Origin of the sequence: Nocardia sp. CS682 (genome assembly GCF_004634405.1) — a bacterium.
Lineage (GTDB): Bacteria > Actinomycetota > Actinomycetes > Mycobacteriales > Mycobacteriaceae > Nocardia > Nocardia ninae.
This window is the reverse complement of record NZ_CP029710.1, coordinates 1,433,881-1,448,108: the sequence shown is the minus strand read 5'-3', so window position 1 is coordinate 1,448,108 and position 14,228 is coordinate 1,433,881. Positions and strand designations below refer to the sequence as shown.

Below are 14,228 nucleotides of genomic sequence, written 5' to 3'. Positions count from 1 at the left end.
CCCATCGCACGACCGTTCGTGCAGATCACGGGTTCGGCCCGCACGTCCCGTCGATCCGGTGGATTCGCCTGACCGCTCGTGCTCAGCGGGGGGTGAGCTGGCGCAAGCGGGGTTCGAGCTCCTGCTGGAAGAAGTCGATGAAACCGTCGGGGTCCGGCCCGGCGTTCTGCATGACCAGGTGGTCGAACCCTGCGTCGACGAACTGCTGGGCCACCTCGACATAACGGGCGGGGTCGGGCCCGCAGGCGAACTGCTCGAGCACGTCCTCGATGCGCACAGTCTTGGAGGCGGCGTCGAAGTTGACCGGGTTGGGCAGTTCGCTCATCACCTTCCAGCCGGTCAATGCCCAGCGCGTCGTCTCGAGCACGGCCTTGGCGGCGGTCTGCTCGTCGGGCGCCCAGGCCATCGGAACCTCCGCGTAGCGCGGTCCGTTGCCGCCGGCTTCCTGGTAGCGGTCCACGATCTCGGATTTGGGCTCGGTGGCGAACAGTCCGTCGCCGAGTTCGGCGGCGATCCGCGCGGACGGCGGACCGCTGGCGGCGACGGCGATCACCGGCAGCTCATCGGGCAAATCGAAGACTCGCGCGTCCGACAAAGACAGATAGCGCCCGTCGTACGAGCGATAACCACCGCGCCACAGCAGGCGGATGATCTCCAGCGCTTCCCGCAGCATCTCCTGCCGCTTGCGCACGTCGGGGAATTCCCGCGCGACTACGTGCTCGTTCAACCGCTCCCCGGAGCCGACGCCGAGGGTGAACCGGCCATCGGACACCAGCGCCAGCGTCGCCGCGGCCTGCGCGATGATCGCCGGGTGGTAGCGGACGGTCGGGCAGGTCACCCCGGTCGCCAGCCCGATCCGGTCGGTCCGGGCGGCGATCGCGCCCAGCACCGTCCACGCGAACGGTGAATGCCCCTGCACGTCGAGCCAGGGGTGGTAGTGATCACTCATCTCGACGAAGTCGAATCCCGCGGACTCCGCCCGAACCGCTTGGCGCATCAGCTCTTTCGGCCCGAATGCCTCCGCGGCCAGCTTGTATCCGATCTGCACGGCTACCTCCTCGGCTCTGTCGGCTGTCTTCGCCGACATACCCGGCCGTGCGGTACGGAAACGCGTTGTCAGCCGCGAACCGCGTGCACCACGTCGGCGTGCAGGCCGTCGGCGCGCGCGACGATTTCTTCGATGCGCAGCAACACGGCGGCGAACCGATCACCGTCCGCGGCGGGCAGCGAGGCGACGTTGATCTCGATATTGAGCTGCGAACTCGCGGCGGCGGCGCGGCAGGCGTCGGCCGCGGCGCCGATGTCGGTGACCACGTTGGGGTTGCCGATCGGGAACAGCTCGGTGGCCAGCGAGAGCACCTCGTCGGCCTCGTCGACCACGGTCGCGGGCACGCGGGCGGCCTCGATCAGCGCCGCGTTGATGGCCGCGGTGCGGGCGGCCTCCTCTTCCGGCGTGGTCTTCGGCAGCTTGTAGGCGGCGCCGACCGCGGTGAACGCGGCGGCGTCGGCATCGGCGAGGGCGAGTGAACGCGCGCGGGCGGCGTCGGCGGCCTCGATGATCCGGTCGACCACGGGGCGGTTCTCGGCATCCTTGGCGCGGGTGGTGTAGCGCCCGACCATCGCGACGAGCGCGGCACCCTGCGCGGCGTGCAGCGCGGCCACGGCGCCGCCGCCGGGCGCGGGCACCTTGGCGGCCAGCTCGGACAGGTACTGCGCGAGTGTTGCCTCGCCGAACGAGGGCGCAGTTTCCTGGGACGATGTGCTCGGCTGCGACACGGGTCAGAGGCCTTTCAGAGAGCGGCGTGGGCGGGGAGTGCGCGGTCAACGCTACCGGTTGGCCGACGACGTTTGCTGCGGGACCGCCCCGGTACAGCGGTCCGGTGCGGTGCGGGCCCGTAGCCGCCGTTATGTTGAGTGCTATGCGGATCGGATTGAGCATCAACTACTCGGGCGGTTTCAAAGAGGCGGCGGCCGAAGTCGCCGACCTGGAGCGCGCGGGACTGGACATCGTGTTCATCCCGGAGGCGTACTCGTTCGACGCGGTGAGCGCGCTCGGCTACCTGGCGGCCAAGACGACGCGGCTGCAGCTGGCCTCCGGCATCTTGCAGATCTACACCCGCACCCCCAGCCTGACCGCGATGACCGCGGCCGGCCTCGACTTCGTCTCCGACGGCCGGTTCATCCTCGGCCTCGGCGCGTCGGGCCCGCAGGTGATCGAGGGCTTCCACGGCGTGCCCTACGACGCGCCGATCGGGCGCACCAGGGAACTGGTGGAGATCTGCCGCAAGGTGTGGCGCCGTGAGCGCCTCGAATACCACGGGAAGTACTACCAGATCCCGCTGCCCGAGGGGCAGGGCACCGGCCTGGGCAAGTCGCTGAAACTGATCAATCACCCGGTGCGCGAACGCATTCCGGTGCTGCTCGCCTCGATCGGCCCGAAGAACGTCGAGCTGACCGCCGAGATCGCCGAGGGCTGGCAGCCGATCTTCTTCCTGCCGGAGCGGGCCAAGCAGATCTGGGGCGAGTCGCTCGACGCTGGCTTCGCCAAGCGGGACCCGCAGCTCGGCGACCTCGACGTCTACGCGAGCCCTTCGCTGGCCATCGGCGACAACGTCGAGCCGCTGCTGGAGTTCGTCAAGCCGCACCTGGCCCTCTACATCGGCGGCATGGGCGCCAAGGGCAAGAACTTCTATCACACGCTGGCCACCAAGTACGGCTACGGCGCCGAGGCCGACCGCATTCAGGAGCTCTACCTGTCGGGCAAGAAGGAAGAGGCGGCCAAGGCCGTCCCGGATGCGCTGGTCCGCGACACCTCGCTGATCGGACCCGCAGGCTACGTCAAGGAGCGGGTCGCCGCCTTCGCCGAAGCGGGCGTCACCGTCCTCAACGTGGTGCCGATGGCCGCCACCCCGGCCGAGCGCGTCAAGCTGATCGAGCAGCTGCGCGAACTCTGCTGAGCCACCGATGATGTCGGCGGGCAGGGATCGTCGCCCTGCCCGCCGATGTCACAGCCTGCCCAGCACTTGGGTTATAGCCTGCTCGGCACCTGGCCGAGCGAACCGCTCAGCGGTTCTGGAACCCCGCGAGCGCCTCCTGCAGCGTGGAGTGCACGGCGAAGACCTGGTCGAGGTTGGTCATCCGCAGTTGTCTGCTGGTGGCCGGGCCGTCGGCGACGACGGCGATCGCGGTGTCCTTACCCGCACGCTGATGTGTTGCGACAAGCACGGCCATCCCCGCCGAGGCGAGGAAGCTGACTGCGGTCAGATCGATGATCAGGGCCGCGGGCTTGCCGTCGAGGATCGCCTCGATCGAGCTCTCCAGCGCGGGTGCGGTTGCCAGGTCGACCTCGCCGACCACCGTGAGGACCGTCGCACCATCCTGTGAGGCGACGGTGGTGGTCATCGTGTCCGCGAGGGGATACGCGTCTCCGGAAGTGTTGGTCACAACATCACAACACACAAGTAGCGGCGAATTCGCAACCTCGGCGCGTTCATAACGTCAAACACTACCGTAAGGACGCCGGTCGAACCTGTCGTTGTGCCGCTTCGGAATAGAAGCATCGGGGCCGGTCGGCTCAACGGCTGGTCGCCGGACGCGGAATCCGCCACGCCTCGGCCAATCGCGAGGGAAACAGCTGTGTACCGCCGCCGAAGAACTCGCAGAACTTCATGATCAACGGATCCCAGCGCAGCTGATCGATGTGATCGGTGCCGGGATTGATCAGCTCGTCGGCCACATGAGCGCGTAACACCCGTACGGTGTGCGCGGTGGCCCCGGTGTCGACGCCGAACGGTGCGGCGGACACCAGCTCACATTCGAGCTGAATCGGGCATTCGGCGACCCGCGGCGCCGCGACGACCTCGCCGACGACCTCACTGAGCCCGGCGGCCCCGAACTTGTCCGGCTCGTACCGATACCCCTTCTCGACCTTGTGCGGCGTCAGCTCCGGCGCACCGGTCAGCAGCGCGAGCCGGTCCACCGCCTCGACCAGGTCGGCGGACGGCAGATTCAGCACGCACTCCCGCTCGCGTGCCAAATTCCGCGACGTCTGCGACCGGGTACCCATCCCGAGCATGCATTGATCGCCCAGCCACCACGCCGACGACATCGGCGCCAGATTCGCCGTCCCGTCCGGATTCCGGGTTCCGATCAACACCACCGGCGTACCGAAATAGAGAACCTTTAGATCAACAACGCGATGCATGCGCCAACGATGCCGCGCGCCGACCACCCCGTGCTGGCGGCAAAAGGACGCTGCGTTCGCCCAGGGCCTGTCGCAAAGTCCCATCGGGCGTCACCGGGGGCTGGATCGCCACCTGGCCGCGTTGTCGCCGACGCGCACTCGGCCGGACTTTGCGACAGCCCTAAAGGTGGCGGTTGGTACCGCGCAGCGGGTTGGCCACCGGGAAGGTGATGGCGGGCAGGGTTACCGACATGCGGACGCGGGTGCCGGGGCCGGTGTGGTCGATGTCGAGCTCCTCGGTGAGCGCGCGCATCATGTCGATGCCGCGTCCGCGATAGCCGGGATCTGCGGAGCGCGGCTTCCAACTGCCCGCGTCGGTCACGGTGATCACCACCGTCTCGGTGTTGCAGGTGGCGCTCAACTGGACCCGGTTGATGTCGGCGGCGGGGTCGCGCAGGGTCTTGCTGACCCGGCCCATCGACCGATCCGTGCTCGCGGGACGGCCGCTCGGCACGGCACCGTTGCGGTAGGCGTGTTCGATGCTGTTGCTGCACGCCTCGTTCGCGGCGGCGACCAGGTCGGAGGCGAGGTCGTGCGGCACCGCGGCGGCGGCGAGCCAGGCTTTGAGCGTACGGCGCAGTGCCGCAAGCTCATCCGGGTGCGCGGGGACCTCGAGGCGCAGCGGCGCGGGCGGCTGGCGATAGACGACCATGGCGACGTCGTCGTCGTATCCGGCGGCGGGCCGCAGGCGCGAGAGCACCGCGTCGGCCACTTCCCTTGGCAGTTTGGCCGAGGTGTCGGCGAGCACGGCGGCGATCTTGGCGAAGCTGTCGTCGATGTCGATGCCGCGCTGTTCGACGAGCCCGTCGGTGAACAGCACCAGCGTCGACCCCGGCGTCAGCGCGGTGGTCGCCTCCGGGCGGCGCGGCGGATCGAAGGTGGCCAGCGGAACCGAGCGCCCGCCCTCCAGCAACCGGCCGGTCGCTTCGACATCGGCCAGGATCGGCGGCATGTGGCCCGCGCTGCTGTAGCGGACCAGCCCGCGCACCGGATCGAGCACCGCGGCGCACACGGTCGTGCACATCGCCCCCGGGATGCGTCCCGCGACGGTGTCCAGCTCGGCGAGCAGCTGCGCGGGACCGGCGCCACGCAGCAGCAATGCCCTTGCGGCCGTACGCAATTGGCCCATCACCACGGCGGCGGACAAACCACGGCCGACGCAGTCACCGACCACAACACCGATGGTCCCGTCGCGCAACGGCACCACGTCGTACCAGTCCCCGCCGATCTCCAGCGGCGGCAGCGCGGGCTCGTAATGCACCGAGAACCGCGGCGGCAGTTCGATCGGGCCGAGCATGGCCCGCTGGAGTGTCAGTGAGGTCGAGCGTGCCTGGTCGAAGTTGCGCGCCCGCTGCACCGCGAGGCTCAGGTGCCCGATCAGCAGCGAGAACAGCGTCCAGTCGGCGGCGCTGATCGCGCGCGGCGCGGCGAACCGCAACCACAGTGCGGCGTCACCGGTTTCGCCGAGCGGGGCGACGATGCCCTCGGAGCTCTCGGTGCCCTCCGGTATCGCGAACAGGCTGCGGCCGGGTCTGCGTCTGGCCCGTTCCAGCATGGCTCGTGCCCGCGCGTCCAGTTCGGCGTTCTCCGGACCGTTCGCGCCCTCGGCGCCGGAGACGTACACCTCCGGCTCGACGTGTCTGCTCGGCCAGACCGCCACCACCGCGGTCTGCGCGCCCACCGTGCGTCGCACCTCGTCCAGGCCGACGGCGAGCACCTCGACCACGCTCGTCGCCGCGGCCACCGCGGTGGCCAGTCGGGACGCCGCCTGATCGCGGGCCTGCGCGTCGTGCTCGGCGGTGACATCGCGGATGGTGCCGACGAAGATGCGTTCGTTGTTTTCCGGCTTGATCAGCGCGCTGGTGCTCACCGCGAGCCACACGGTGCGGCCGTCGCGATGCCGGATCGGAATGACGAAACGCTGTGCCTCGGTACCGAGATCGGGGTAGCGGCCCGTAGCGACTGCTTGCAGGTCGCTCGAAAGGACCAGCCCGTCCGGCATCGACCACGGATGCGGCAGCGCGAACGGCACATCGGCGGCGCCGTACCCGGTCAGCGCGCCGAACGCCGAGTTGACCTCGACGATGGCGCCGTGCGAGTCGGCGACGAAGAAGCCGTCCTGCAGCGACTCGACCAATGCGGTGCGGAAGGCGTCGCGGCCCGCGAGATCGTCTGCGCGCGAACGCTGTTGCTCATAACGGCCGACCCCGTCGAGGTAGCCGCGGGTCGCGATGTCCAGTGCGGCAAGGGTTTGCAGCAGGAACTCCAGCGCCGACTCGGCCAGTCGCGAGTCGCCGCCGCCGATGCCCGCCGCGTGCTCGGCGGCCTGCACCACCCGGAAGTGGTTCTCGTTGAGATCGAGCAGGCTGATGCCCTCGACCAACGCGCGCCGGCCGAGCTCGTAGCCCTCGGCCAAGGTGCCCTGGCTCGGTGAATCCAGGTGCCGCCGTAGGGCTTTCGCGTACTCGTCGAGGAAATCGGCCAGTGCTGTCATATGGCGCGGCCCCTCATGACGGCAGGCCTTGCGCCGAGCCGCGGTGGCGGGCAGCGAGCACCAACGCGTCGTCGGTGTCCTTGGCGTGCTTGGCCAGGATGTCGGAGGTGATCTCCGCGGTGGACTTCGAGAGATCGATCGCATCGGCGGATTCGCTGACGATGCCGTCGGTGGACATCAGTAGCAGATCGCCGGGGCGTACATGAATGGTCTGCGGTTGCAGATTCTGCGGTAGGCGGTAACCGACGATTCCGGCGGTGAGCAAGATGTTCGCGCGACTGGCGAGCCCTGCGGGAGTCACTGTCAGTACCCGGGACTCGACATTGCCGACGCCGAGCCAGCGTACCGTGTCGCCGGGGTCGAACAGGGCGAGCGAGACCGCGGCACCTCGGGTGTCGGCCATGGCGCGATGACACAGCACCATCAGCACGTCCAGCGGTTCGGCACGGTTCTCGGAGAGCACCTGCGCGGCGCGGTCGGCGGCGTCCGCCGCGGGGGCGCCGTGCCCGAGTCCGTCCAGCACGGCGAAAAGGACGGTGCCGCCGCCGGTGTCGAGGATGAGCCCGCGGTCACCGGAGACGCGTTGGCCGGGCAGCGCGCGACCGGCCACCGCCCACTCGATTCGGCCGATGAACCCGTCGTCATGCACCGTTGGGTACCCACTTCCACATCTCCACCAACGTGCCCTTGCCGGGTGCCGAGTCGACGATGAGCCGGTCCATCAGCCTGCGCGCGCCGGGGAGACCGAGTCCCAGGCCGCGCCCGGTCGAGTAGCCGTCCTCCAGCGCGCGGGGGATGTCGAGGATGCCGGGTCCCTGGTCCTCGGCCTGTACCACCAGGGCCTGCCGACCCTCCCGGTCGTCGACCAGCAGCCGGATCTCGCCGCTGCCTGCGTAACTGGTGATGTTGCGGGCGATTTCGGAGATCGCCGTGGAGATCATGGTGCGGTCTGTCAGTGTGAATCCGAGCTTCGCTGCGAGTTCGCGGCCGGCCTGACGTGCGATCACGATGTCGCCCGACACTCTGACCGCGATCACCAGGTTCTCAGCGGCCACTGTCACGACCATCTCGCTGGCGTGGGCTTGCCGTCTTCTTGTTGAGCCAGGCGAGGCCCTCTTCGAGGTCGAGGGCGGTGTGCATGTCCTCGAACGTGAGCCCGAGTTGCACCATGGCGAAGGCGACTTCCGGCTGCAGCCCGACGATCACCGTTTCGGCGCCGCGCAGCTGCGTCATGTGCGCGATGGTACGCAACGATCTCGCGGCGAAGGAATCCATGATGTCGATCGCGGTGACGTCGACGATGATGCCGTGCGCTCGATACTTGCTGACCTGTTTCATCAGATCGTCTTGTAGACGTTCGGTGTCGGCGTCGGTCAGCGCGGACTGCACCGACGCGATGAGATAGGTGCCCTGTTTGAGAATCGGTACCGGCATCTGCCCGCCCCGATCTAGCGGCCGTCGCGTTCGGTGACCCGCTCGGCGACTCGGGAAACCTCGTAGCCCAGCAGACGTTCCGCTTCTTCGATACCGCCCTGGAGGTCGCCGACCGCGTTCATCTTCGACAGGTCCAGGCCGATGGTGACCAGCGTCAGCGCGATCTCCGAGGACAGGCCGGTGATGATCACGTTCGCGCCCATCAGGCCGGACGCGTCGACGGTCTGCACCAGGTGGTTGGCCACGGTGGAGTCGATCTGCGGGACACCGGTGATGTCGATGACGACGACCTTGGCGCGGTTGGCCCGGATCGCGCGCAGCAGCTGCTCGGTGAGCTGGCGGGCGCGCTGGCTGTCCAGCACGCCGATGATGGGCAGGATGAGCAGCTGTTCACGCACCTGGAGAACAGGGGTGGACAGCTCGCGGATGGCTTCCTGCTGCTGCCGGATGACGCGCTCGCGCTCCTGCACGAACGAGACGCCCACCGTGTTGGCGATGCGGTTGGCGGCCGGTTCATAGGCGTCGAGCACCGCGTTGAGCAGCTGGAAGTCCGCCTGGTACTTCTCGAACAGCGAGCGGGCGAGCACGTCGCGCAGGAGGAGGACGATGCCGAGGACCTCGTCGGTCTCGACTCCTCTCGGAATGATGCGCTCGGACAAATCGCGAGCGTAGGCCTGCAGCGCCTCGACGCTACCGGTCTCGAGCACCTCGACGTAGTTGTCGTAGACGGAGGTCGCCTCGGAGAAGATCTCCTCCGGGGTCATCGCGGTCAGGAGCTGGGCGTCGGTGATCCGCCGAGCCCACTCTTCGCGCAGGGCGGTGCGATTCTGACGCAGATGCTCGACCAACTGCGGAAGCAGATTGTCGACCGGTCCGCTCAGCGAATCCGCCGAAAGGCTCATGGACACCTCGGACATGAAAACTCCTGCCCCTTTCGACGGTTTGAGTCGGGATGATCGTTCGGTCGTGCGACCGACACCGAGCCTAGTCATACCCCAACCCAGTTGCGGATGAAACCTGCCGGTTGTGCGCGTGCGATTCACGGTGGCGGGGCGAAACCGCGTTCCAGCCCACTCAACGCGGCCTCCAGGTAAACGGTGAGATCCGCGTCGGCGCGGGCCAGCCAGGCGTCGAAGGCGGCGCGGGCGGCGGCCAGGGTGGTGCGGCCGACCGCCAGCGGGATCAGGGCGTTGTCCGGTTCGCCCAGCCTGCGCGCGGCGAAGTCGCTGACCGCGCGTTCCCAGGCGTCGTAGTGCGCGCCCGCGGTGGCGGCCAGGGCCGGGTTGGTGGCGACCAGCTGCATGCGGGTACGTAGCTCGGGCACGTCCTCGGCCCGATACCGATTGGCGTTCACGACAACTCGGCGCACCGCGGTCATCATCGGAACATCGTCGGGCACGGCGGCGAACGCGGTGCGCAGAGCGGTGACTTCGTCATCGAACTGGTACCAGAGCACCTCGGCCTTGGTAGGAAAGTAGCGGAAGAAGGTGCGGCCGCTGATCCCCGCCGCAGCGGCGATCTGCTCGACGGTGGTGTCGTCGAAGCCCTGCTCGGTGAACAGCCGCATGGCGATCAGTTCGAGCTCGCGTTTGGTGGTGCCGCGTGGGCGACCGCGGGTGGTCCTGGCTGTCACGGGTATTGATTATGTCAGTGGCTGACGATAATCTCCGGATATGTTGGAAAGTGTCGCGGACCACAGTTGCGCGACGGCCGACCTCACCTGGCCCGAGGCGGGGGAGCGGGCCGCCGCGGGCGCGATTCTCGCCGTTCCGGTCGGCGCGACCGAACAGCACGGCCCGCACCTGCCGCTGTCCACCGATACCGACATCGCCGCCGCACTGTGTGCCCGCCTTGCCGCGCTGCGACCGGATGTGCTTGTCGCACCGGCGATCCCGTACGGCGCGAGCGGTGAGCACGCGGGCTTTCCCGGCACGCTGTCCATCGGGCAGGCCGCGCTGGAACTGCTCGTCGTCGAGCTGTGCCGTTCGGCGACGGACACTTTCGACCGCATCCTGCTGGTCAACTGGCACGGCGGCAACCTCGAACCGTTGCGGCGCGCGGAGGCCCTCTTGCGCAGCGAATCCCGGGACGTGCGCGTGTATCTGCCGCGCTATGAGGGCGATCTGCACGCGGGCCGCTCGGAAACCGCTGTGCAACTGGCACTTACGCCGGAACGAGTGCGGCTCGACCGCGCCGAACCTGGCGACCGCCGCCCGCTCACCCAGCTCATGCCGTTGCTGCGCGCCGCCGGTGTCCGCGCGGTCAGCGCCAACGGCGTGCTCGGCGACCCGACCGGCGCGAGCGCCGACGAGGGCGCGGCGCTGCTCGACCACCTGACCACCGATCTGCTCCACCGAACCCGGCTGTGGTGGCCGGTAGCTGCCCTGGAAAGGACCGTCCGACCATGAACCCGTGGTTCGAAACCGTTGCCGAAGCGCAGCGGCGTGCGAAGAAGAGACTGCCGAAATCGGTGTACGGCGCGCTGATCGCCGGATCCGAGCGCGGCCAGACCATCGAGGACAACCAGCAGGCGTTCACCGAACTCGGCTTCGCCCCGCACGTCGCAGGCCCGATCGGTACCCGCGACCAGTCGACGACCGTGCTCGGCCAACAGCTTTCGATGCCCGTCATGATCTCGCCCACCGGCGTGCAGGCAGTGCACCCGGACGGCGAGGTGGCCGTCGCACGCGCGGCGGCGGCCCGCGGCATCGCGATGGGGCTCAGCTCCTTCGCCAGCAAGCCGATCGAAGCGGTGATCGCGGCCAACCCGGCGACCTTCTTCCAGATGTACTGGTGCGGCAGCAAAGCCGAGATCCTGCAGCGGATGGACCGGGCGAAGACGGCGGGCGCGGTGGGGCTGATCCTCACCCTGGACTGGTCGTTCTCGCACGGCCGGGACTGGGGCAGCCCGGTCATCCCGGAGAAACTGGACCTGCGCACCATGCTGAAGTTCGCGCCGCAGACGCTGGCTCGGCCGCGCTGGCTCGCCACCTACGCGAAGGCCGGGCACATCCCGGATCTCACCGCGCCGAACATGGCGCTCGGCGACGGCCCCGCGCCGGGGTTCTTCGGCGCCTACGGCGAATGGATGGGCACGCCGCCGCCGGATTGGGCTGACGTGCAATGGATTTGCGAGCAGTGGGCTGGTCCGGTGATGTTGAAGGGCGTCATCCGGGTCGACGACGCGCTGCGTGCGGTCGACGCGGGCGTGGCCGCGATCTCGGTGTCCAACCACGGCGGCAACAACCTCGACGGCACCCCGGCCGCCATTCGAGCACTGCCCGCGGTGGCCGACGCGGTGGGTTCGCAGATCGAGGTGGTGCTCGACGGCGGTATCCGGCGCGGCAGTGATGTGGTGAAGGCGGTGGCGCTCGGCGCTCGCGCGGTGATGATCGGGCGCGGGTACCTGTGGGGTCTGGCCGCCAATGGTCAAGCGGGCGTGGAGAACGTCCTGGACATCCTGCGCGGCGGGATCGACTCGGCGCTGCTCGGTCTGCGCAAAACCAGTGTCGCCGAACTCGATCGCGGTGATGTGGTGGTGCCGGATGGTTTCGAGCGCGCGCTGGGTGTGCCTGCCGCGCCGGTGCGCGCGGTGGCCGCACCCACCTCCGCCTGAGTGGTCAGTTGTCGTTCGCCGGCTGTCGATGATGCGCGAGCAGCGTGTCGTAGATGTCGGCGAGCGCGGCCAGTTGCTGCCGGTCGAGCACGTCGATCATGTGTTTGCGCACGCTGACCACGTGCGCGGGCGCGGCGCCGGTGAGCACCTCCGCACCGCGCGGGGTGAGCCGGGCTGCGGTGCGGCGCGCGTCGTCGGGGATCGGCTCGCGGACCACCAGCCCGCGCTTCTCCATCCGGGTGATCTGATGCGAGAGCCTGCTCTGCGACCATTCCAGCTGCGCGGCCAGGTCGGCGAAGGTGCAGCGGTGGTCCGGGGACTTGCTCAGGAAGGCGAGCACCGAGTATTCGACGTAGGTGAGGTTCGACTCCCGCGTCGAGTCCCGCCCGACCGCCGCCGCGATGAGGTCGCGGGTGCGCACAAAGCCCACCCAGGCGCGCATTTCGACGTCATCGAGCCAATGGGGATCGGTCACGATAGCGCTCCAAACTCTGGCGTGTCATACATTGTCGCGCGTCGTTGTGCGTCGCGCGACGGTTGTTGCGGCGAACGGACGCTTGGACGTCCGATCGTTTTGTGTGAGACGACAGGTAGCACCCCTGGGGTTGAACGTGCAACCTTTTGTGGCAACTGCTAGAGATAAGCCTTGCCTAAGCATCGTGTGACGTTGCGGGGTGGATACGCTCGCTGTGCCTGTGACCAGCCCGGCTGAGCAACAGCCAAGGCCCAGCCCGAAGGAGTGCGTCCCGTGACCGCGCCGGACTTCCGTTATTCAGACCTGTTGCCGATCGGCGCCGACGACACCTCGTACCGGTTGCTCACCACCGAGGGCGTCAGCACGTTCGAGGTCAACGGCCGGACCTTCCTGCAGGTGGAGCCGGAGGCGCTGCGCCTGCTGACCGCCGAGGCGATGCACGACATCAGCCACTACCTGCGGCCGACGCACCTGGCCCAACTGCGCAAGATCATCGACGACCCCGAGTCCAGTGGCAACGACCGCTTCGTCGCGCTGGACCTGCTCAAGAACGTGAACATCTCCGCGGGCGGCATCCTGCCGATGTGCCAGGACACCGGTACGGCGATCGTCATGGGCAAGAAGTCCGAGGGGGTGCTCACCGGCGCTGACGACGCCGAATGGATCAGCCGCGGCGTGTTCGACGCCTACACCAAGCTGAACCTGCGCTACTCGCAGCTCGCCCCGATCACCATGTGGGACGAGAAGAACACCGGCACCAACCTGCCCGCGCAGATCGAGTTGTATTCCACGCCAGGCGATCCCGCGCATCCGATGTACAAGTTCCTGTTCATGGCCAAGGGCGGCGGGTCGGCGAACAAGTCGTTCCTGTACCAGGAGACCAAGGCTGTGCTGAACCCCACGCGCATGCTGGAGTTCCTGGACGAGAAGATCCGCTCGCTCGGCACCGCGGCCTGCCCGCCGTACCACCTGGCGGTCGTGATCGGCGGTACCAGCGCCGAATTCGCCCTGAAGACAGCCAAATACGCCTCGGCGCACTACCTGGACAACCTGCCCACCGAGGGATCGCTTGCCGCGCACGGGTTCCGGGATCTGGAGCTGGAGGAAGAGGTGTTCAAGCTCACCCAATCCTTCGGCATCGGCGCGCAGTTCGGCGGTAAGTACTTCTGCCACGACGTGCGCGTCGTCCGGCTGCCCAGGCACGGCGCCAGCTGCCCGGTGGCCATCGCGGTGTCCTGCTCGGCCGACCGGCAGGCGCTGGCCAAGATCACCCCGGAGGGCGTGTTCCTCGAGCAGCTCGAGCGGGAGCCCGCGCACTACCTGCCGGAGCAGACCGAGTCGATTCTCGGCGGCGACGTGGTGCGGATCGACCTGAACCGGCCGATGTCGGAGATCCGCGCCGAGTTGTCGAAATACCCGGTGAAGACCCGGCTTTCGCTGACCGGTCCGCTGGTGGTGGCCCGCGACATCGCGCACGCGAAGATCAAGGAGCGGCTCGACGCGGGTGAGCCGATGCCGGAGTACCTGCGCGAGATGGCCGTCTACTACGCGGGCCCGGCGAAGACTCCCGAGGGTTACGCGTCCGGCTCGTTCGGGCCGACTACCGCGGGCCGGATGGACTCCTACGTCGACCAATTCCAGGCCGCCGGCGGCTCTTTCGTCATGCTGGCCAAGGGCAACCGCTCCGCCCAGGTGACCAAGGCGTGCCATGAGCACGGCGGTTTCTACCTCGGCTCGATCGGCGGCCCCGCGGCCCGTCTCGCGCTGGACTGCATCAAGTCCGTCGAGGTGCTCGAATACCCCGAGCTCGGCATGGAAGCCGTCTGGAAGATCGAGGTCGAAGACTTCCCCGCCTTCATCGTCGTCGACGACAAGGGCAACGACTTCTTCGCCGAAACCCAGAAGCCCATCGCTCTGCGCGTGCGCACGCGCTCGGCGGAGAAGGTCTGACGAAGGCGGGCGGTCG

General features: G+C 68.4%; 15 protein-coding genes. 4 read left to right on the top strand and 11 right to left on the bottom strand.

The window, feature by feature from the left end; genetic code table 11:
• Positions 1-82: 82 nt before the first annotated feature.
• Both DMB37_RS06110 and DMB37_RS06105 read right to left on the bottom strand, forming a co-directional pair.
• Complete coding sequence (locus tag DMB37_RS06110; RefSeq protein WP_135231858.1) at positions 83-1,048, bottom strand: TIGR03557 family F420-dependent LLM class oxidoreductase; 966 nt, start codon at positions 1,046-1,048, stop codon at positions 83-85.
• 68 nt (positions 1,049-1,116) lie between these two features.
• Positions 1,117-1,776: a cyclodeaminase/cyclohydrolase family protein gene (locus DMB37_RS06105; RefSeq protein ID WP_135231857.1), complete on the bottom strand. Its 660-nt coding sequence runs from the start codon at positions 1,774-1,776 to the stop codon at positions 1,117-1,119.
• 143 nt (positions 1,777-1,919) lie between these two features.
• Here DMB37_RS06105 and DMB37_RS06100 point away from each other — a divergent pair, with 143 nt between their 5' ends.
• A complete protein-coding gene (locus DMB37_RS06100; RefSeq protein WP_135231856.1) occupies positions 1,920-2,957 on the top strand; it encodes an LLM class F420-dependent oxidoreductase in 1,038 nt (345 codons plus the stop codon).
• A 106-nt stretch (positions 2,958-3,063) separates the two neighbouring features.
• Here DMB37_RS06100 and DMB37_RS06095 read toward each other — a convergent pair whose 3' ends face one another.
• From DMB37_RS06095 to mftR, 8 genes are all read right to left on the bottom strand, one after another.
• On the bottom strand, positions 3,064-3,402 hold the full coding sequence (locus tag DMB37_RS06095; RefSeq protein WP_135237380.1) for an STAS domain-containing protein: 339 nt from the start codon (positions 3,400-3,402) through the stop codon (positions 3,064-3,066).
• Between the two features lie 172 nt (positions 3,403-3,574).
• Positions 3,575-4,204, bottom strand: a complete 630-nt coding sequence (locus DMB37_RS06090) for a flavin reductase family protein (RefSeq protein ID WP_135231855.1) — start codon at positions 4,202-4,204, stop codon at positions 3,575-3,577.
• 160 nt (positions 4,205-4,364) lie between these two features.
• Positions 4,365-6,737, bottom strand: a complete 2,373-nt coding sequence (locus tag DMB37_RS06085; RefSeq protein WP_135231854.1) for a SpoIIE family protein phosphatase — start codon at positions 6,735-6,737, stop codon at positions 4,365-4,367.
• 13 nt (positions 6,738-6,750) lie between these two features.
• Entirely contained in the window at positions 6,751-7,386 is a 636-nt protein-coding gene (locus tag DMB37_RS06080; protein WP_135231853.1) for a SpoIIE family protein phosphatase, read from the bottom strand.
• The gene (locus DMB37_RS06075) at positions 7,379-7,804 is read right to left on the bottom strand and encodes an ATP-binding protein (RefSeq protein ID WP_107657744.1); all 426 of its coding nucleotides are present in this window, start codon (positions 7,802-7,804) and stop codon (positions 7,379-7,381) included. Before DMB37_RS06075 ends, DMB37_RS06080 begins: the two co-directional genes overlap by 8 nt.
• Entirely contained in the window at positions 7,782-8,171 is a 390-nt protein-coding gene (locus DMB37_RS06070) for an STAS domain-containing protein (protein ID WP_107660644.1), read from the bottom strand. The genes DMB37_RS06075 and DMB37_RS06070 overlap by 23 nt, the downstream gene beginning before the upstream one ends.
• A 14-nt stretch (positions 8,172-8,185) precedes the next feature.
• A complete protein-coding gene (locus tag DMB37_RS06065) occupies positions 8,186-9,088 on the bottom strand; it encodes an STAS domain-containing protein (RefSeq protein WP_107657743.1) in 903 nt (300 codons plus the stop codon).
• A gap of 122 nt (positions 9,089-9,210) precedes the next feature.
• Positions 9,211-9,804 carry a mycofactocin system transcriptional regulator gene (mftR, locus tag DMB37_RS06060; protein ID WP_135231852.1) on the bottom strand — a complete coding sequence of 198 codons (594 nt, stop codon included), beginning with the start codon at positions 9,802-9,804 and terminating at the stop codon, positions 9,211-9,213.
• A 40-nt stretch (positions 9,805-9,844) separates the two neighbouring features.
• On the opposite strand from mftR, the gene mftE reads away from it, so the two are divergent.
• Together mftE and mftD are read left to right on the top strand one after the other, a co-directional pair.
• On the top strand, positions 9,845-10,579 hold the full coding sequence (gene mftE / locus DMB37_RS06055; RefSeq protein WP_135231851.1) for a mycofactocin biosynthesis peptidyl-dipeptidase MftE: 735 nt from the start codon (positions 9,845-9,847) through the stop codon (positions 10,577-10,579).
• Positions 10,576-11,787, top strand: a complete 1,212-nt coding sequence (gene mftD, locus DMB37_RS06050; RefSeq protein ID WP_135231850.1) for a pre-mycofactocin synthase MftD — start codon at positions 10,576-10,578, stop codon at positions 11,785-11,787. The genes mftE and mftD overlap by 4 nt, the downstream gene beginning before the upstream one ends.
• Positions 11,788-11,791: 4 nt before the next feature.
• On the opposite strand, the gene DMB37_RS06045 is transcribed toward mftD, so the two are convergent.
• Positions 11,792-12,262: a MarR family winged helix-turn-helix transcriptional regulator gene (locus tag DMB37_RS06045; protein ID WP_135231849.1), complete on the bottom strand. Its 471-nt coding sequence runs from the start codon at positions 12,260-12,262 to the stop codon at positions 11,792-11,794.
• 273 nt (positions 12,263-12,535) lie between these two features.
• Between DMB37_RS06045 and DMB37_RS06040 the strand changes: the two genes are divergently transcribed.
• A complete protein-coding gene (locus DMB37_RS06040) occupies positions 12,536-14,212 on the top strand; it encodes a fumarate hydratase (protein WP_206055200.1) in 1,677 nt (558 codons plus the stop codon).
• Positions 14,213-14,228: the final 16 nt, after the last annotated feature.